This window comes from Bartonella sp. AC10YNML, assembly GCF_042196825.1.
In the GTDB taxonomy this organism is placed as follows: Bacteria; Pseudomonadota; Alphaproteobacteria; order Rhizobiales; family Rhizobiaceae; genus Bartonella.
In genome coordinates this window covers 90030-109934 of record NZ_JBHIRA010000006.1, presented here as the reverse complement: position 1 = coordinate 109934, position 19905 = coordinate 90030, and the positions used below count along the sequence as shown (strand labels likewise).

At 37.0% G+C, this 19905-nt stretch carries 13 protein-coding genes; 7 read left to right on the top strand and 6 right to left on the bottom strand.

The features are described from left to right. Window positions 1-61: 61 nt before the first annotated feature. Complete coding sequence (gene typA, locus ACFINA_RS04835; RefSeq protein WP_375606747.1) at window positions 62-1888, bottom strand: translational GTPase TypA; 1827 nt, start codon at window positions 1886-1888, stop codon at window positions 62-64. Window positions 1889-3156: 1268 nt separating this feature from the next. After that, window positions 3157-4533, bottom strand: a complete 1377-nt coding sequence (gene mgtE, locus ACFINA_RS04830; RefSeq protein WP_375606748.1) for a magnesium transporter — start codon at window positions 4531-4533, stop codon at window positions 3157-3159. 553 nt (window positions 4534-5086) lie between these two features. On the opposite strand from mgtE, the gene ACFINA_RS04825 reads away from it, so the two are divergent. Beyond that, complete coding sequence (locus ACFINA_RS04825) at window positions 5087-7111, top strand: M3 family metallopeptidase (RefSeq protein WP_375615165.1); 2025 nt, start codon at window positions 5087-5089, stop codon at window positions 7109-7111. A 162-nt stretch (window positions 7112-7273) separates the two neighbouring features. Here the strand turns inward: ACFINA_RS04825 and ACFINA_RS04820 are convergent, their stop codons facing one another. Continuing rightward, on the bottom strand, window positions 7274-8350 hold the full coding sequence (locus tag ACFINA_RS04820; RefSeq protein ID WP_375615164.1) for an SGNH family hydrolase: 1077 nt from the start codon (window positions 8348-8350) through the stop codon (window positions 7274-7276). A gap of 14 nt (window positions 8351-8364) precedes the next feature. After that, window positions 8365-9624, bottom strand: a complete 1260-nt coding sequence (locus ACFINA_RS04815; protein WP_375615163.1) for a lytic murein transglycosylase — start codon at window positions 9622-9624, stop codon at window positions 8365-8367. 266 nt (window positions 9625-9890) lie between these two features. Between ACFINA_RS04815 and ACFINA_RS04810 the strand changes: the two genes are divergently transcribed. Beyond that, window positions 9891-10781 (top strand): UTP--glucose-1-phosphate uridylyltransferase, encoded by an 891-nt coding sequence (locus tag ACFINA_RS04810; RefSeq protein ID WP_375606752.1) that lies wholly within the window; start codon window positions 9891-9893, stop codon window positions 10779-10781. Between the two features lie 39 nt (window positions 10782-10820). After that, window positions 10821-11813 (top strand): SIS domain-containing protein, encoded by a 993-nt coding sequence (locus ACFINA_RS04805; protein WP_375610564.1) that lies wholly within the window; start codon window positions 10821-10823, stop codon window positions 11811-11813. Window positions 11814-12090: 277 nt separating this feature from the next. Here ACFINA_RS04805 and ACFINA_RS04800 read toward each other — a convergent pair whose 3' ends face one another. Then, complete coding sequence (locus ACFINA_RS04800) at window positions 12091-12450, bottom strand: hypothetical protein (RefSeq protein WP_375606754.1); 360 nt, start codon at window positions 12448-12450, stop codon at window positions 12091-12093. A 253-nt stretch (window positions 12451-12703) separates the two neighbouring features. Between ACFINA_RS04800 and ACFINA_RS04795 the strand changes: the two genes are divergently transcribed. From ACFINA_RS04795 to guaB, 3 genes are all read left to right on the top strand, one after another. Beyond that, entirely contained in the window at window positions 12704-14089 is a 1386-nt protein-coding gene (locus ACFINA_RS04795) for a sigma-54-dependent transcriptional regulator (protein WP_375606755.1), read from the top strand. 413 nt (window positions 14090-14502) lie between these two features. Next, the gene (locus tag ACFINA_RS04790) at window positions 14503-16074 is read left to right on the top strand and encodes a phospholipase D family protein (protein ID WP_375606756.1); all 1572 of its coding nucleotides are present in this window, start codon (window positions 14503-14505) and stop codon (window positions 16072-16074) included. Window positions 16075-16223: 149 nt separating this feature from the next. Next, window positions 16224-17723, top strand: coding sequence for an IMP dehydrogenase (guaB, locus tag ACFINA_RS04785; protein WP_375606757.1), 1500 nt, complete (start codon window positions 16224-16226; stop codon window positions 17721-17723). A gap of 176 nt (window positions 17724-17899) precedes the next feature. Here the strand turns inward: guaB and ACFINA_RS04780 are convergent, their stop codons facing one another. Then, window positions 17900-18046: a hypothetical protein gene (locus ACFINA_RS04780; protein ID WP_273722522.1), complete on the bottom strand. Its 147-nt coding sequence runs from the start codon at window positions 18044-18046 to the stop codon at window positions 17900-17902. A gap of 513 nt (window positions 18047-18559) precedes the next feature. Between ACFINA_RS04780 and ACFINA_RS04775 the strand changes: the two genes are divergently transcribed. Continuing rightward, complete coding sequence (locus ACFINA_RS04775) at window positions 18560-19846, top strand: RsmB/NOP family class I SAM-dependent RNA methyltransferase (RefSeq protein ID WP_375615162.1); 1287 nt, start codon at window positions 18560-18562, stop codon at window positions 19844-19846. Window positions 19847-19905 lie beyond the last annotated feature (59 nt).

Here is a 19905-nt window from a genome sequence, read left to right as displayed (position 1 = left end):
TCCTTTCTGGAATATAGTGAGGCTCAATACAATTAAATATTTTACCAAAGAGATTATGAAATTAACTTGAAATTGATGCACGTGTTTTTTCAAAACGTTTACGTTCATTGGGATCAAGATAGAGTTTGCGGAGACGAATATTTTTAGGGGTTACCTCCACAAGTTCATCATCTTGTATCCATGATAAGGCACGTTCTAATGTCATTTTAATGGGAGGCGTTAACTTTACCGCTTCATCTTTTCCGGAAGCGCGCATATTAGTAAGTTTTTTTCCTTTTAACACATTAACTTCTAAGTCATTATCGCGTGAGTGGATGCCAATAATCATACCTTGATAGACTTTCACACCTGCATCAATGATCATAGGTCCACGATCTTCAAGATTAAAAAGAGCATAAGCAACAGATTCACCGTTGTCATTAGAAATCATAACACCATTAACGCGACCAGCAATGTCTCCTTTATAAGGTTCATAAGCATGGAAAAGGCGATTCATAATTGCTGTACCACGTGTGTCCGTTAAAAGTTCAGATTGATAACCAATAAGTCCTCTAGTTGGGGCGTAAAAGACAAGGCGGACACGATGACCTCCAGAAGGACGTAATTCTACCATTTCACCCTTACGTTCAGACATTTTTTGTACAACAGTACCGGAATATTCTTCATCGACATCGATAACAACTTCTTCGATTGGCTCAAGAATTGTTCCATTTTCATCTTTTTGCATAACAACACGTGGACGTGAAACACTAAGCTCAAATCCTTCACGGCGCATATTTTCAATAAGAACTGCAAGCTGTAATTCTCCTCGTCCTGAAACGTAGAAAGAATCTTTATCGGCTGATTCTTCAATTTTAAGAGCGACATTGCCTTCTGCTTCTTTTAACAATCGGTCACGAATGACACGACTTGTTACTTTATCGCCTTCAGTTCCTGCAAGGGGGCTATCGTTGACGAGAAAACTCATCGTCACAGTAGGAGGATCAATTGGTTGGGCAGTAAGGGGTTCATTAACCGTAGGATCACAGAAAGTATCAGCGACGGTACCTTTTTGCAGACCTGCAATCGCAACAATATCACCAGCACTTCCTTCTTCAATAGGTTGCCGTTCTAGACCACGAAATGCTAGAATTTTTGAAATCCGCCCAGTTTCTAAAAGTTTTCCATCTTGTCCCAGAACCTTGACATTTTGATTGGGTTTTAGAGAGCCGGAATGAATACGACCTGTAATAATTCGTCCCAAAAACGGATCCGCTTCAAGAATAGTTCCAATCATGCGGAATGGGCCTTCTGCGACGCTAGGGGAAGGAACATGCCGCGTTACAAGATCAAATAAAGGACCTAATCCTTGATCTTTTGGTCCCTCGGGGGCTTCAGCCATCCATCCATCGCGTCCTGAACCATAAAGAATGGGAAAATCAAGCTGTTCATCAGTTGCGTCAAGAGCAGCGAAAAGGTCAAAAACCTCATTAATAACTTCATCAACGCGTGCATCAGGTCGGTCAATTTTATTAATAGCAACAATAGGGCGCAAACCTACTTTCAATGCTTTGCCAACGACAAATTTTGTTTGTGGCATTGGTCCTTCAGCTGCATCAACAAGGACGATGGCTCCATCAACCATATTGAGGATGCGTTCAACTTCTCCACCAAAGTCAGCGTGTCCTGGTGTATCAACAATATTAATTCGAGTATCTTTCCAAACAACAGATGTCACTTTCGCTAGGATTGTAATTCCGCGTTCTTTCTCAATATCGTTTGAATCCATCATACGTTCGCTTGTACGTTGATTATCACGGAAGTTTCCTGATTGCTTGAGAAGCCCGTCTACAAGCGTTGTTTTCCCATGGTCAACGTGGGCAATGATGGCAATGTTACGCAATTGCATAAATTTTCTTCTTTTCGTTTAATGAAATTTCATTTGAGGCAAAGTCTTTACATTCTTTGCCTGATTATTAGAAAACCTTTTACATGTTTTTTTATAATTTTGGAAGATGGAGGCAATATTTTTATGGCAAAACTATTTATCCAAGTCTTTAAGGCTCTATTGAGCTTCAATTTCTGAAGCTTCGTAAAAGTTTTTTATAATACGTATGTTCTATTCTCGAGCTAAGAATTATCCCAAAAATCACAGTCAATTTGATTTTTATCAATATGACACAAGAAATTTATATGAATTCTTGTAAGAGTAAGTAAGTATAAAGCTAGCGGTATTGTTGTTGTTGTTTTGCAAAGAGATTGATAAAAATCCGGAATATCTCTCAATCCATAGCCAATTTATTGACAATTTTACAATATTTTTATTCTAAATAAAGCTTTTTCTTATTCAATAACTTGTCAATCAAAATCCAGATCTAATGCAATCGTGTATTTGAGGTAAATATTGAGACGATTAAGAATTTTATAAGAAGTTCTAGCTTTTGTATGCCAGATTAGGGCAAGAGTTATATCTTTTGATTTATTTATGAACCCGGAATACAGTCTTATTTAGAAAGAATATGAAGGTATCCAAAGAAAATTCCCATTTTTGCCGTTAATCCAATTTATGATTTCAAAAGCATCTAAAGTAATATTTTTTAAACCATGGAGATAGTGCATTGCCTTACACTTTTTTGTTAATTGCATTCTCTAATAGGAGTATGCTTTTCATGCCAAACAGAACACTTTAAACAGAATATACTTTTTGTTGCATATTCATGTACTTAAGAGAGATCGCTTAATGTACACTACATCCATTCCATGATAGGGCTCATAAATGATATAACATACGCGAATAGTATACTATTAACGCCTTTGTGAAGAAATATAAAGCTTGTTGAGTATCATCATTATTATTCTTTCTCAGCTGTCAATATTGCGCCAGTTTTTGATACGAGAGAGAGATGATATAAGAAGTATTTTTTTTTTCTTGAATAGTTTTTAGCCATACACCGATCTCGTTTGTGACTGGCAAGAAGATGACTTTAATCGATTTAATATGAGAAGCTTTATGATGAGGTGAAATTACGTTATTCGGAGCTGTTATTCAAAAAAATAATAAATTATCTATAGAGCGGTGCGCTAGAAAAATAAATAATAAAGCTTATTCTCTTATGGAAAGAATCTTAGGTTACATGACAAGATTTTTCCATAAGTAAGAGTTTTTACTTTACATGTTTAAAGGAGAGTTCCTGACAAAATGAGGGAAGCTACAGAAAAATAGATTATAATGCCCATGACATCTACTAAAGTTGCCACAAAAGGAGCAGAAGCACTTGCTGGATCAAATTTTAAACCTTTAAGAATAAAAGGCAACATAGATCCAGAAAGAGAACCAAAGGTAACGATTCCAACTAAAGCTGTACCCACTGTTGTCGAAATAGCAATCCAATGTTGGCCATAGTCGTAGATACCCAGTTTTTGCCAAAGAGCAATGCGCGTAACACCAATAATTCCGAGTAAGAGACCAAGGGATAATCCTGTTGGAATTTCACGAATAATAACTTTCCACCAGTCTTTTAATGTGAGTTCACGTAAAGCCAATGCACGGATAATAAGGGATGTAGCTTGTGAGCCGGAATTTCCTCCTGAGCTCATAATGAGAGGTATGAACAGTGTAAGAATAATCGCTTTTTCGAGTTCTGTTTCGAAATGCTGCATAGCGCTTGCTGTCAGCATTTCACCGATAAAGAGTAAAGCGAGCCACCCGCCACGTTTTTTCATCATTTCAGGAAACTTAATTTGCATATAGGGCTTATTAAGCGCTTCCATACCCCCAAATTTATAGGCATCTTCATTCATCTCATCGACCATAGTATCAAGCACGTCATCAACGGTTACAATGCCAATGACATGGTTACTTTCATCAACTACAGGCACAGAGAGAAGATCATGGCGTTGGAAAAGGCGTGCGATATCTTCATGATGTGTGAAGGGCGATATTGTAATGGGCGAGTCATGGGTAGGGACATTAAGAATTTGTTCATCAGGTGAGGCAAGAATAAGGTTACGCAGTGAAACAGCTTTGAGAAGAGTACCTGTTTTAGGATCAATCACATAGCTGGTATAAACTGTTTCACGTGTTCGCTCGACTTCACGAATGTGATCCAAAGTTTTTTGTATGGTCCAGTTCGAAGGAACGGCTATAAACTCTGTTGTCATCAGTGCTCCTGCTGTATGGTCAGGATAACTGGTGAGTTTTTTAAGTTCAGCGCGCGTTAAGGGGTTAAGCAAGGCATAAAGTCGTGTGCGGGTTTCTTTATCCATTTCTTGAAAGACGTCTGCAGCAGCATCGGCAGACATGCCATCAAGAATTTCAACAGCACGATTTATAGGGAGAAGTTCTAGGATGGCAGCAGGTTGCTCAAGCTCTGGTTTATCAAAAAGTTCGATAACATAATCAAGAGGTAGAAGACTAAGAATAGTGACACGTTCCATGATATCGAGATCATTGATGATATCAATAGAGTCTGCAAAATGCTGATTTTTTAATTTTTCAGCGAGAGCTTCAGGAGAAAAATTTTTGAAGTCGAAGGCCGTTTTAATTTCAGTCATGATAAAGTACCTCCTGAAGAGTTGGGGAGTTGTAAATCTAAATAATAGATGAGATAAAAACAAAAATTTATGGAAGATTTGAAAAAAACCTCCCCGACTATATTTTCAATTGTTAATATTTTAAGTTAAAGTCAAGGATAAATTATCAGTTATGAACAAGTTTCTGAATCACTGAAACGAGAATACAGCTTAATTTGAGGATAATATAAAAACGTAAATGTAAAAATCAGTTCTGATTTTTACCATCATTTCTTTAATGAAGTTTTTGATTTTCAAAAGAATCTACAGCAATATTTTATAAAGAGTGGAGATTATGCTTTTCTCCAAGTGTTTTTGTTAATATGCAATTCTATTGTGATGTGCGAGCGAATAATCTTTATTGCTTCAATATAATATGGTTTGAAATGGAAGAACTGTACGATTTTCAGGTTTTTTATTCAATAGCGTTTTGAAAGGTAGTTTTGAAACTCACAAAATAGTTTTAGTATGTTATCAATTTGTGTCGTAAAGATAATTGTTACAGTTTAAATTTATAATGGAGACATAAAATATTATGACAAAAGCAGCAGTGCTGGACTGGAAGGGATTTTCAGGTCTTCCTGATTTTTTTTCTATAAATGATGAAGATTTTAAACCCGCTTTTGAACAGGCACTTCAAGAAGCCGAAGAAGAACTAGAAGCGATTGCGATGGTGCAAGAACCACCAACACTTGAGAACTTTTTGCAACCTTTTGAGCTTTGTGGCAAAGCGCTTAATCGTATCTGTTCAATATTTTTCTTGCGTACCAGTGCTCATACGAATGCGTTGATTCAACAGCTTGAACAAGAGTTCGTTGTAAAACTTTCTCGTTATTCTTCAAAAATGATGATGGATGCACGGATATTTGCGAAAATAGATGTGCTTTATAAACAGTCGCAACAGGGGACATTTGAGAGTGAAACAACACGTGTTCTTGAATTATGGTGGAAAAAGTTTGTTTGTCATGGTGCAAAATTAGATGAAAAAGCGAAAAAACGGCTTGTAGAAATTAATGAAAGACTCGCTTTTTTAAATGCTACTTTTGGGCAAAATGTCTTAAACGATGAAGCTGAATGGATTCTATTTTTAAAACAAACAGACTTATCTGGTTTACCGGAAGATCTTATTGCCTCAATGAAAGAAATTGCGTACGAAAGAGGCAGTGAAGAAGCCTATGCATTAACACTAGCACGCTCAATTGTTGAACCTTTTTTAAAATTCTCTGATCGTCGTGATTTGCGTAAAGTTGCATTCCAAGCTTGGGCTAAACGTGGTGAAAATAATAACAAGAATGACAATCGAACCATTATTTTAGAGGTTGTTGCGCTTCGAGATGAGCAAGCTAAATTATTGGGATATAAATCTTTTGCGGATTTAAAACTCGATAATACCATGGCTAAAAGTGTTGATTCTGTTATGAATTTGCTTATGCCTGTATGGGAGCGAGCAAAAGCGAAGGCTTCTACTGAGCAAATTGGATTACAAAATTTTGCCAATAATCAGGGAAGCAATGAATCTTTAACAGCTTCGGATTGGCGTTATTATGCTGAAAAACTTCGCACTGAAAAATTTTCTTTTGATGGCGCTGAAATTAAATATTATTTTCAACTTGATCATATGATTAAAGCGGCTTTTGGAGTAGCAGAAAAACTCTTTGGCATTACATTTGAAGAAAAAAATGCTGTTGCACTTTGGCATCCTGATGCACGTTTATGGGAAGTAAAGAAATCTGATGGAAGCTTACTTGGGCTTTTCATTGGTGATTATTTTGCACGTTCTTCAAAACGGTCTGGTGCGTGGATGAGTAGTTTGCAATCACAACATAAATTGGAAGGCGGACAAAAGCCCATTATCTACAATGTTTGTAATTTTGCTAAACCATCCAAAGGGGAGGTTGCTCTTTTATCTCTTGATGATGCACGTACGCTTTTTCACGAGTTTGGGCATGCATTGCATGGTTTGCTTTCTGATGTTGTATGGCCATCTGTATCGGGAACATCGGTTGCGCGTGATTTTGTTGAGCTGCCTTCTCAACTTTATGAACATTGGTTAACTGTACCAGAAGTATTAAAATCTTATGCTATACATGCAAAAACAGGGCTTCCTATGCCACAAGAGTTGATAGATAAAGTTTTAGCAGCACAGACATTTAGTGCTGGATTTTCTGCGGTTGAATTTATCTCATCAGCTCTCGTGGATATGGCTTTTCACCAAGGAGAAAAAGTCACTGATCCAACAGTGTTTGAACGCCAAGAATTAGACAAGCTGCAAATGCCTGATACAATTATTATGCGCCATCGTCCTCCACATTTTATGCATGTATTTGCAGGGGATGGTTATGCCGCTGGTTACTATTCTTATATGTGGTCAGAAGTGCTTGATGCTGATGCTTTTCAGGCTTTTGAAGAAACGGGAGATGTTTTTAATTCAGAGCTTGCTAATAAGTTGAAACGCTTTATTTACTCTGCTGGGGGAAGTCGTGATCCAGAGGAGCTTTATAAAGCTTTTCGGGGACGGATGCCTTTACCAGAGGCAATGATTAACAAACGTGGATTGTAAGATATAACGGCATGGTGCTAACCATGCCGTTTTCATATTCTTCGCAAAGATGTAGTTGCAATTTATGCAAATTTTCTCTTCATTATAGCTATGTAAACAGTGTTTTTATCTTATTCGCTTTTTGTTTATAGGGGAAAATAGATTTTGTATTTTAAATAGACATTATGGGAAAGAAAAATTATCAGCTCGATCTTTTTGATGTCCATTTGGTGGAAACCATGATTTTTCTATAAAACTTGATTTTTTTCTGCCTATGAGGTGGGTGTTTTGTTGTACCATATCATTAAGGCTCATTGGAGGCTGACGCATAATTTTACTTGGCTCTTGATTCTCTGATTCTTGTATAAGTTTTTTAATAACTTGATCGGTTGAGTAAGAATTTTCATGAGAAAAGGCATGAAAATTTAAAATATTTTTCAATGGCTTTTCTAAATAAGCAGCAAGTTTTTTCTTTCCTTCAGAAGTGAAATGCATGCCATTATTGGTGCGCAATTTGGTCATTTTTCCATTAATATCATAGCCTGAAAAAGAAAAGTTTCCTTCTTCATCACTAAAGCCACTCCAGATATCAAGAAAATATCCTCCTGCTGTTTCTGTTACTTGTTTGTAGAGCGCATTAAAAATTTTCATTTTTTGTGTCAAAAGGTCATTTCCAAAAGAAGGTTGACCTATCCATATCCACGATTTTCCAGAGGCATGAAGACTTTCAGCAATTTCGATAATTCTTTGTTTGTAGATGTGCATCCATTCTGATTGATCTGTGTTAATCGTGCTATGAGAGTCTATGATGGGTTGATTATCATTGGCCCCGATCATCATGATAATGACATCGGGGTTATTTTGATTAATGAGTTTAGAAATATTGCTTTGCCAAGAATAATAATCAGTTCGAACTAATCCGGAAGCTGGCATTGTGTTGTTCATAATAACGATATCACTATTATCTATAAAAAACTTCTTAAGTGCATCGGCAACAGCAGAAGCTGTAAAATCTCCTATGACAAGAATGCGCTTTGCGTTCTCATTTTTTAGCTTTTGTATGTTTTTTTGTGTTACGATCTTTTTTTGCAGCTTGTTTATTTTTTGTTCTATAATTTGCGGTGGTTGTTGCGTCTGTTTGTTATGTTGTGACAACCATTTGAAGAAGTTCGTTGCTTTACTTGGGGATGGTTGTATGATCCCCACAATAGAAAATGAAAACAGTAAGAATATCAAGTATATAAGACGCAAAAGAGACAAGACCTTATTCTCCATTATTGTTGGCGAAGGAGAAAAAGCACTTGAGATGATGGATATCCATTTTCTTTTAGACCGTAATGCAGCTGAAAAGCTTTGATTGCTTTGCGAGAGGCTGTTCCGATTTGTCCATCAATATCTCCTTTATAATATCCCAATGCACTTAAGCGAGATTGCAGTTCTTTACATTCTTGGAAGGTAATAGGCTGAAAAGGTCTTTGCCAATCATGCACTAATCCAGGACGTCCAGCAATGCGATCAGCAAGAAGGGCAACGGCAAGAGCATAACGATCTGCATTATTATAACGTTTTAGAACAAAGAAATTTTTTGTGACTAAAAATATAGGTCCTTTTTCTCCATCTGGATATTTTAACATTGCTTGTTCAGCTAATGTAGGAAGAGGATGCCCATTAGCGTATTTTACACCTAATTTTTTCCATTGTTCAAAGGAATACCAGCCTTCAGGAAGTTTTTTTCCCTGCGGCACTTTTACCTCTACTCCCCAAATAAGATTAGGTTGCCAGCCATTTTTGTGAAGAAGATTAGCAGCAGTAGCCAGAGCATCTGGAACAAAGTTCCAGATATCACGCCGTCCATCTTGATTTATATCAACAGCATAGGCGAGATAACTGCTTGGAATAAATTGTGTATGTCCCAATGCTCCGGCCCAAGATCCAGTGAGTTGAGAGCGTTTAATTTCACCACTTTGTAGAATTTTCAGAGCAGAAATAAGTTGTGTATGTGCGTATTTTTCGCGTTTTTTATCGGCATAGGCTAGGGTTGCAAGTGAGCGAATGGTATCATGCATGACACTTTTATTGGCTAAAATTTTCCCATAATTGCTTTCCATTGACCAAATAGCAAGCAGAATATTACGGTCAACACCAAAACGTTTTTCAATTTGAAGAAGCCATTTATTCCATTTTTTTGCTTGGCGCCGTCCTTCTATAATAGCAATATCATGGACACGATTATCGAAATAGTTCCATGAAGGAGCAATAAATTCCGGTTGGTATGCGGCGCTTTTTAAAACTTCTGGATCAATGGCATTAATGTCTTTAAATGCCATATGAAACGTAGAAGGGCTAATATTGTGAGCAATAGCTATTTTTTTAAACTCTTTAATCCAGTGTTTAAATCCGCTATCCGCATGTGAAAATGATGCAAAAAACATTAAAAAAGCAGACAAAAGAATGGCAGAGCCAGTGACAAGGGGTCTCCAAGCTATTGACTTCTCTAAAAAAAAAGAGAAACTCTTCAATTCTGTTTTTTGCATTTTGAAATCCCCATTAATATTCAATTCATTAGATGTGCAATAACTTTATTTTGTATTTAGTTTAATCGATAATATGATCAAGAATAGGAAAAAACTGAAATAAATAATTCGTTTTAATTCCTTCAATAAATTCTCAGATTCTTTTTACATTTTTGATTGCCTATTATAATGATAATCAAAACAATAAGATATCTTTTTTACCATTTCGTAAAAACATATGATAAATAAAACAAAAAAGTTATATGAATTCATTGAGGAGGGTGAGTGTGCGTAAAATCCGGAAAGCAGTATTCCCAGTAGCAGGTCTTGGTACGCGTTTCCTTCCTGCGACAAAAACGATTCCTAAAGAAATGCTAACAGTTGTTGATAAACCTGTTATTCAATATGTTGTGGATGAGGCGAGGGAAGCTGGTATTGAGCATTTTATTTTTGTGACTGGACGCAACAAAGCAGTCATTGAGGATTATTTTGATGCGCAAGTTGAATTATACACGACACTTGCTGAATGTGGAAAGAAAGAAGATCTTGCGCATTTATATCGTTTACAGCCGTTGCCAGGGACAACGTCTTTTACACGGCAACAGCAACCTTTGGGACTAGGGCATGCTCTTTGGTGTGCACGTGAATTAGTTGCAGGGGAACCTTTTGCTTTATTATTACCCGATATGTTGATACAGGCGAAAAAGGGCTGTCTTTCTGAAATGATGAGCCTTTATGAAAAAACAGGTGGGGGAAATATTATAGCAGTTCAGGAATGCGATCCTAGAGAAACACATAAATATGGTATTGTTGGGAAAGGCAAACAGATTGCAAATGGTTTTGAAATCACAAAAATGGTAGAGAAACCAGCACAAGGAACGGCACCATCAAATTTGTACATCAATGGACGTTATATTTTGCAGCCAGAAATTTTTAATATTCTTTCCACTCAAGAACGAGGAGCAGGAAATGAAATTCAATTAACAGATGCTATGATACGGCTTTCAAATGAGCAAGATTTTTGGGGGTTGCAAGTAAAAGGGCGCACTTTTGATTGCGGTTCTAAAGCTGGTTTTATTGAAGCCAACGTTGCATTTTCTTTAGCACGCGCTGATATGCACAGCCACGTTTCTGCTTCATTGAAAAATTTACTAGAAACCATTAATGTTGAAAAGTGATATAGATCTCTCACTTAATTTTATTGATCGAATTTGATTATGACAATACCGTCTCCTCGTATGGCTTTGCAAGGTGCAGTAGCATCAGCGCTTAAAACACTTGCTAGTGAAAAGCAGGGGCTTGAAGCTCTTGAAAAAGCTCTTCTGGAAAGTCTTTCTTCTTCTTTTGAAGCGGTTGTTCAAACTATTAGAAATGCGCGTGGACATGTGGTCATTACTGGTCTTGGAAAAAGTGGTCATATAGGGACAAAAATTGCAGCAACCTTAGCCTCAACTGGTACACCTGCCTTTTTTGTGCACGCTGCAGAAGCCAATCATGGTGATCTTGGTATGATTGGATCTGATGATGTTATTCTTGCTTTATCATGGTCTGGTGAAACTCAAGAGTTAAGTGGTATTATGAGCTATGCTGCACGTTTTCGTATCCCTCTTATTGCAATGACATCAAATGAGCATTCTGTGTTAGGACGACAAGCTGATATTGTGCTATTATTACCAAAGATAGAAGAGGCTTGCCCCCATGGTTTAGCCCCTACAACTTCAACAATTATGCAATTGGCAATGGGAGATGCATTAGCGGTTTCTCTTTTAGAAATGCGTGGTTTTACCGCAACGGATTTCAAAATATATCATCCTGGTGGTTCTCTTGGTGCAAGCCTTAAATACGTGTGTGATATTATGCATGAGGGTGATAGTATTCCTCTGGTTATGCAGGGAACAGCTATGACTGAAGCGATGAATGTTTTGGTGGAAAAACATTTTGGTTGTGTTGGTGTTGTGAATCAAGAAGGTGAACTAATCGGAATTGTAACTGATGGCGATCTTGCACGTAACATTCATTTTAATTTATCAAAATTTAATGTTGACGAGGTGATGACCAAAGCTCCTAAAGTTGTAAAGCCAAATACACTTGTTGGTGCAGCAACAGCTTTTATTAATGATCATCAGATTGGTGCATTTTTCGTGGTTGAAGATAAAAAACCGATAGGAATTGTCCATTTTCATGATCTTTTGCGCATTGGCGCTGCTTAGATTAAGGTTCCCTATCAAATAAATGTTATTTTAGGTTAAAATAGATTGAATGATACAAAGTTACAATTTTATTGTGAGGTGGCCTTACTGATATTTTGTGGAAGAAAATGAATGTTTTACGCATTTCATAATGTTTAGAAAATTCTACGGATAGAGATTGTATCAGTTTCTTTACGTATTTGAGAGAAGATTCTCTGTCAGGAGGAGAAAGGAACACCTCCTGCTTAATGTATGTATTTTGTCTATCTTATAAAAAAAGCTTTATTTTATATTTTGTCTAAGATTTTCGTTTAAGAAAAAATTGTGCTCCTGTAGGTGAGGTGCAGAGAAGTTGTGTGAAGTCATATGACATTGTACAATTGACTCTAGAGATTGTTCCACGAAGAATAGAGCGTATTTCAATTTCTATATTTTGAGCATTGAGATAATTATATGCTCCTTCTGATAGCTTTTCTTCTGTATCTGCTGCATGTGTTTCAAAAACACCATTGTGGAAGGAGGAAATAATACCATTCTCATCAACCCATTTTCCATCAATTCCTGTTGGCATATTTGAGTTATAATATCGCGAAAAGTTACAGGCACTTAACAGCAAGGCGGTAATTGTAAGACATAAAATATGATAGGTATGTTTCATTTATTGCACTCTATTTAGATTATTTTGCTCTCTAGTTTCTATAACATTATTAAATTATCCCATGAGTCAATATGAAAAATTTGATGAAAATCAATGAAAAAGCAAAAAAATGGAAAAAAATGCCTTAATGTTGTATTTAATTGACAGCTTGATGAAGTTCGTAAGTGAAACACAAGAGGTAAAATATTTCTTATGGTTTACAACAATTTTTATATTAAGCTGCTGAGTAGTCTCAAAGGAGATTATTGACATTATGGTTGGTCCCATTCTTGTTGCGAGTGAAGATTATGGAAGACGTATAGAACTTTCTTCTATGCTGCGAGGTTTTGGTTATCGTGTCATTGAAGCAGAAAATGGTCTCCGTACGATTGATCTTTTACACAGGCGTAAAAACATTGTGCTCGCACTCCTTGATGTCGTTATGAGTGATTTGAGTGTGAGCGATTTGATTAAAATGATTAGAGTTGCTGGTGTTTCTGTTCCTATTGTCGTTATAGCACAACAAGAGAATCAGCATTTACTCCAGAAAGCTTTAACAGCTGGAGCTATTGATTATTGGATCCATCCAGTAACATTATTACGCGTAAGAGTTACTTTGGATATCCTTGCTCTTATTTCTGCCTTGGAGCATGAGGTTCGAGATATTCGGCGAAAAAAAGAGAATCATTTACGGTTTTCTGATCTTTGCGTAAAAAGTAGGGCTATGCAGATAGTGTTAGAACAATCGAGACAAGCAGCAACTTCTTTACAGAATCTTTTGATAGAGGGGGAAGCTGGAACAGGACGTGAGACTTTAGCTCGGATTATTCATCATGAGGGATTATTCTCGGAGGGTGTTTTTATTCGCTTTCAATGTTCAGCTATCGTTGATCCAGAAGAAGAAAATCAGCAGTGGTTTAAAGAATTCCTGCCATTGGTTTCTTCTCTTGAAAAAGGGACACTTTGCCTTTGTGATATTGATCGACTTGAGCCCATACAGCAAAAACGGTTTGCTCATTACCTTAAAGAAAGGGAAAGGGATACAAAAGGAGATTTTTTTCCTTTTCGGATCATTGCTATTTCAACATCACGTTTAAAGGATTTGGTTAATGAGAACTTTTTTTTGCATAGTTTGTTTGAACAATTTTCTCATTTGTCTATTAGCGTCCCTGCTTTACGAGAATTAAGGGATGATTTTCCAGAGATCACACAACGTTTGATTGATCGCATTATTACAGAAACAGGGCGATCACATGTCCATGGTTTAGCAGGCTCTGCTCTTTCCTTGCTTATGCAGTATGATTGGCCTGGCAATAGAAATGAGCTTGAAACCTTTTTATTTCGTGCGATTTTACTCAGTGAAGGACCGTTATTAACGGTTCGAGATTTTCCGCAATTAATGGGAAATTCATTAATGAATGTTCCCAATATCATTGAGGGTAATATGCAAGAAGATGATGAACAAGAATCGATAAAATTTTTGAATACTGATGGGCATGTGCGTACTTTTGCAGAGATGGAACATGATATTATCGAGAAAGCGGTTAAACATTATAAAGGACATATGAGTGAGATTGCACGCCGCCTTCATATTGGTCGCTCTACACTTTATAGAAAAATGGAAGAATTGAGAGCAATAAGAAATCAAGAACGAAAGTAAAATTCATAACAAATTTCTCCTCATGACAAGCATGAGTTTCAAAAAAATAGAGTGGATTTTGATAAATTTCGTGGGGGGAATCTTAAGAAAACAATCATTTATTGTAAAATTTATCTATAGAGGATGATTTTGTAGATTTAAATCAAATATAAATTTTATGTGACTATTTTAATCGTTTGTTTCAATTTATACAGTTTTGGTTAAGTTTGCATTTATTAAAACTATTAAAACAGAGAAGCATTTTTAAAAACTTTTAAATACTACCGCTAAAATTTTTGTATCATCAATATTAAATTTATACTCTCTTAAGCAAGAGGTGGCATTTTATCTGCTATACGATTAAGATGAAGTGATTAGTGTTATCGTTTGCATTACTGATGATGTGATAGTTTAAAATAGAAAGTTTGCCCTCTTTGACTCTTTTACAGATTATTATTGGTTTTGTCCTCTTTTTTTTTATTGCATCTATGTTGGCAATCTACACTTATGGGCGTTTTGTGAAAAATGCTAGGGGGCAATGTTCTTATGCGTTACCTATTCAGAAAGATGAAACTAAGCTTGATCGTATCGTCAGTCAATTAGCTGAGGAAGAAAATGGATTGGGGATTGATAAAGATGCCCTTTCCCTCATTATCAGCAATTTGGATGCGTTTTGTGTTCGTGCAATAGGAGCTGCAGAGGCTGGGCGTAGCCTTGATCTGATGTATTATATTTGGGACGATGATTTAACGGGACGCCTATTATTAAGTGAAATAGTTGAAGCAGCTGATCGGGGGGTTCGGGTACGGCTTCTTTTGGATGATATTAATGCTCAGTCACGTGATCCAGCTTATATTGCGCTAGATAAACATCCTCATATTGAGGTGAGAATGTTTAATCCAGGGCGATCGCGTCAAGGTGGTTTACGCCGTGGTTTAGAAATTATATTACGGGCAATTACTGTAACACGTAGAATGCATAATAAAGCTTTTATCATTGATGGTAGGGTTGCTTTTGTCGGAGGGCGTAATCTTGCAGATTCTTATTTTGATGCTGGTAAAGAATCTCATTTTCGAGATTTAGATTTGATGTTAATCGGTCCCTCTGTTAAAAAGGTGGAAAGTATCTTTGATGATTTTTGGAATAGTGCTGTTGTTTTGCCAATTCATACTTTGGTTGTTCCTAAAAGCGCAAGTGATCTTAGCTATTGGAGAGATAAATTACGAAAATTTCGGGATTCCAAGGTTGCAAAGGTTTATTTAGATTATGTCAAAGAACACATTAACTTTAGTTGTTTTATCCAAACAGGAAAGCGGTTATTTTTAGCAGATAAAGTTGTTGTTCTTTCTGATCCTCCAGAAAAAGCATTGCGTAAAAAAGCAAGTAATTGGCTTATGAAGGCACTTTCAAAGGTTATTGGAAATGCCAAAAAAACGGTTCAGATTACGTCTCCTTATTTTGTTCCTGGTAAGGTTGGCACGCAGAATTTTAGTAATTTGGTTTCAAAGGGTGTTAATGTCAAAATTCTGACAAATTCTTTAGCCGCTACTGATGTAGCTTTAGTGCATGGTGGTTATGTACCTTATCGTAAGGCATTGTTGAAAAGTGGTGTTAATCTTTATGAATTAAAAGCGGAAGGCAATACTCATGGGTTGCGATTGTTTCGATCGAGTAAGGCAAGTTTACATGCAAAAGCTTTTTTAATTGATCATAAAACAGCTTTTATTGGATCTTTAAATTTTGATCCAAGATCAGCATCATTAAATACAGAAATGGGCATTCTTTTTGAATGTGCTCCCATTACAGAAAGATTAGATTTGTTGTTTTCTGAAGAAACCACAGGGGAAATGAGCTATCATCTGCGTCTTGGTGATAATAATCGTATTTATTGGGATTTTATTGAAAATGAAAAAAAATATAGCATTGACTATGAGCCAGAAAGCAATTTTTGGCGTCGCGCATTTGCAAAAATAATAAGTTGGTTACCTATTGAATCACAATTGTAAATCTTTATAAACCACACTTAAAAAAAATATTTATTTTTCTTTTCATTTTGTTTGTAGCATGGCATAATTTTTTGCCAATCTACCATGTATGAGAACCGCAGTTGTAGTTTAAAGCTTCTTGCGGTGTTTTATTATAAAAGGAATTTGATATGGCAAAGATTGTTGAAACGGGGACAGGTGCATTGGCACTAACTTTTGATGATGTACTTTTACAACCCGGTCATTCTCTTGTTATGCCTAGTCAAGTGGATCTCAGTACGCGCATTGCAGCGGATATTAAGCTCAATTTGCCATTGCTTTCTGCGGCAATGGATACGGTAACAGAATCGCGTTTGGCAATTGCTATGGCTCAAGCTGGTGGTCTTGGGGTTATTCATCGTAATATGTCTCCTGCAGAGCAGGCAGAAGAAGTTCGCCAAGTAAAAAAGTTTGAATCTGGTATGGTTGTTAATCCAGTCACAATTGGACCAGATTCAACACTTGAAGAAGCAAAATCTTTGATGCGCTCTCATGGTATTTCCGGTATTCCGGTTGTTGAAAATGGTGCTAAAGGTGAAACTGCTGGACGGCTTGTTGGCATTTTAACCAATAGGGATGTGCGTTTTGCATCGGATCCCAAACAAAAAATTTATGAATTAATGACGCATGAAAATTTAATTACAGTGCGTGAAAATGTTCAACTCAATGAAGCGAAGTATCTTTTACACCATCATCGTATTGAAAAATTATTAGTTGTGGATGAACAGAATCGCTGTGTCGGACTGATAACAGTTAAGGATATCGAAAAAGCGAAATTAAATCCGAATGCTGCTAAAGATTCTCAAGGGCGCTTGCGTGCTGCAGCGGCTAGTAGTGTTGGGAATGATGGGATTGAGCGTGCTGAACGTCTCATTGACGCAGGCGTTGATGTTCTGGTCATTGATACAGCACATGGACATTCTCAACGTGTGTTAGAAACTGTTGAACGAATTAAAAAGATGACTTCCTCTCCAGCTGTTATTGCTGGGAATGTGGCGACTGCTCAAGCAACGCAGGCATTGATTGACAGTGGTGCAGATGCGGTAAAAGTTGGAATTGGTCCTGGCTCTATTTGCACAACGCGTATAGTTGCTGGTGTCGGAGTACCTCAACTTGCAGCCATTATGAATGCTGCAGAAGCTGCTGAAAAAGCGGACATTCCCATAATTGCAGATGGTGGGATCAAAGCTTCGGGTGATTTTGCTAAAGCTTTAGCGGGTGGGGCTTGTGCAGCGATGATTGGTTCTCTTTTAGCAGGTACAGAAGAAAGTCCTGGAGAAGTTTATCTTTATCAAGGTCGATCTTTTAAAGCCTATCGCGGTATGGGATCTGTTGGTGCTATGGCACGAGGATCGGCTGATCGCTATTTTCAAGATGACGTTCGTGATGAACTTAAGTTGGTTCCTGAAGGTGTGGAGGGGCAGGTGGCTTATAAAGGTCCTATAGCATCAGTTCTACATCAGCTTGCTGGTGGACTTCGCGCTTCGATGGGGTATGTTGGGGCAAAAGATCTCGTAGAGTTTCGTGAAAAAGCAACGTTTGTTCGTATTACGAATGCAGGACTCCATGAAAGTCATACGCATGATGTTTCTATCACTCGGGAGAGTCCAAACTACCGTGGGCCTGTTTGAAGAAATAAGAGTCTAGCATCATATTGCATAAATATAAAATCTTCCGAGAACAAAAAAGAGAGGCTGTTCTTCTTTCTGTTTGTGATTTGGAATAAAATCCTAAAAGGAAAGAATTAGAGACTAAAACTCTAATTCTTTCTTCTAGACTATGTGAAATAAGTTATATACAATTAGAATTAACTTTTTGTTGTCTTCCGTCCAGTCTTTGACGCACGTTGGCGAGTGTTTGTCTGATCACTTTGGACGGATTTCTTTCCGTTGTTTGAGGGCATTGTATTATGACGGCTTTTAGATGAAGTTGTTTTTCCATTATTATAAGTCATTATTTTCTCCTTTTAAATTTCCTGGCAGTTGCCAGTAGAGTAAAAACGGTCATGCCAAATAGTGGTTCCAAGCATTTTCTAAAAAGTTAATTTTTTGATGAGTGTCAGATGAACTTGTTTAATTTTATGAAAATATTTTTTCTATTTTTTCAGAAGGATAGCCATCAAAAGATGGGAGATATTTGCTTTTTCTGTTATTCAGATAATCTTCGTAAATTTTATTTTACACAATGATAGAGAGGTTGTTTTTTGCATAATGCATGGCGGAAATAAGTTCTTTATGGATGGCTACGTATCTTTTAGTATAAGAGGTAGAAGGATAAAAAGGAAATGGGCAAAACGATAAAGGGAGAAATCTAGATACTCTAAATTGGGTTTTATAAAAAGTTTGATCAGATAATTTTAATATTGAATGTAAATTTTTATGGCTTTGAGAAGGTTTCATTGGCAAGAAGAAGATAATATTATTTTTTTAGATGATTTAAAATTTTATTATTTTAATGGGAGAAATGAGTGCGATTAGGTGGGCGTTTGCAAGCAGCAATAGATATTCTCAAAGAGATAGAAATGAAGCATCGCCCAGTAGGAGAAGCTTTAAAGGATTGGGGTCTTTCTCATCGCTTTGCTGGAGCAGGTGATCGTGCAGCCATTGGTACAATCGTTTATGATGTTTTAAGACGACGTTATTCTTTACAATGGCGTATGGAGAGTGATGATATCCGAGATATCGTTTTTGGTGCCTTATTAGATTCTGGAAAAATGACGCTGGAGCAAATTGACGGTGAGTTGGCAGAAGATCGGTTTGCACCGCAGTTATTAGGGGCTAAACAGCGTAAATCGTGGCAAGGTCAGCAATTAGTGGATGCTCCAGACTATATTCGTGGTGATATTCCGCAATGGTGTCAAGTGCATCTGCGTCCTTTATTTGGTGATAATTGGATCACTGAAGCGGCTGCGTTAGCAACGCGTCCTTCTTTAGACCTACGGGTAAATAACCTAAAGGCAACACCAGAAAAGGTGCTGAAAGAATTAGCAAAAACCAAACTTAAATCTTTTCCATGGTTTGGGCAAGCTTTAAGAATTGCACCGATTGAAAAGTTTAATCGTCATCCCAATGTTCAAGTGGAACCAGCTTTTCAAAAAGGATACTTTGAAATACAGGATTTAGGATCTCAAATTGTTGCTCATCTTGTAGAAGCGCAAGAAAGCATGCAAGTATTAGATTATTGTGCAGGTGCTGGTGGAAAGACATTAGCTTTAGCTTCTGATATGAACAATCGTGGGCAAATTTATGCTTATGATTCTGATAAAGCACGCCTAGCTCCTATTTTTGATCGTCTTCGACGCGCTGGTGTTCGTAATGTCCAAGTACGAGCACAAAAAGAAGAATTGAAGCCATTAATAGGCCAGATGGATAGAGTTCTACTAGATGCACCCTGTAGTGGGACAGGAACATGGCGTCGTCGTCCAGATGCGAAATGGCGTTTAACATTAGAACAGGTGAAACAACGCCAAACAGAACAGAGGGATATTTTGAATGAAGCGATAGCTTATCTTAAGCCAAATGGGCGCCTAATCTATATTACCTGTTCTCTTTTTACAGATGAAAATGAGGAACAAATTTCCCATTTCCTTCAACAACATTCTCATTTTTCTCCAATAGATATGCCAGCGCTTTGGCAGAAACATTTTAGTTTTTCTCCTGTGCAACCAGTTTTTTCAAATTATGGACTTACTTTGTCGCCGGCCACAACACAAACAGATGGGTTCTTTTTATCTGTGTTGCAAAAAAAACATTGATCCATATTTTTACACTTTTTATCATAAACTTTACGAGAATAATCTTTTTCTTAAGAAAA

Coding starts and splice junctions, on each gene's coding strand:
- ACFINA_RS04795 (WP_375606755.1), top strand. CDS start 12,704: ATGGTTGGTCCCATTCTTGTTGCGAGTGAAGATTATGGAAGACGTATA.
- ACFINA_RS04800 (WP_375606754.1), bottom strand. CDS start 12,450: ATGAAACATACCTATCATATTTTATGTCTTACAATTACCGCCTTGCTG.
- ACFINA_RS04780 (WP_273722522.1), bottom strand. CDS start 18,046: ATGACTTATAATAATGGAAAAACAACTTCATCTAAAAGCCGTCATAAT.
- ACFINA_RS04825 (WP_375615165.1), top strand. CDS start 5,087: ATGACAAAAGCAGCAGTGCTGGACTGGAAGGGATTTTCAGGTCTTCCT.
- guaB (WP_375606757.1), top strand. CDS start 16,224: ATGGCAAAGATTGTTGAAACGGGGACAGGTGCATTGGCACTAACTTTT.
- ACFINA_RS04805 (WP_375610564.1), top strand. CDS start 10,821: ATGACAATACCGTCTCCTCGTATGGCTTTGCAAGGTGCAGTAGCATCA.
- mgtE (WP_375606748.1), bottom strand. CDS start 4,533: ATGACTGAAATTAAAACGGCCTTCGACTTCAAAAATTTTTCTCCTGAA.
- ACFINA_RS04815 (WP_375615163.1), bottom strand. CDS start 9,624: ATGCAAAAAACAGAATTGAAGAGTTTCTCTTTTTTTTTAGAGAAGTCA.
- typA (WP_375606747.1), bottom strand. CDS start 1,888: ATGCAATTGCGTAACATTGCCATCATTGCCCACGTTGACCATGGGAAA.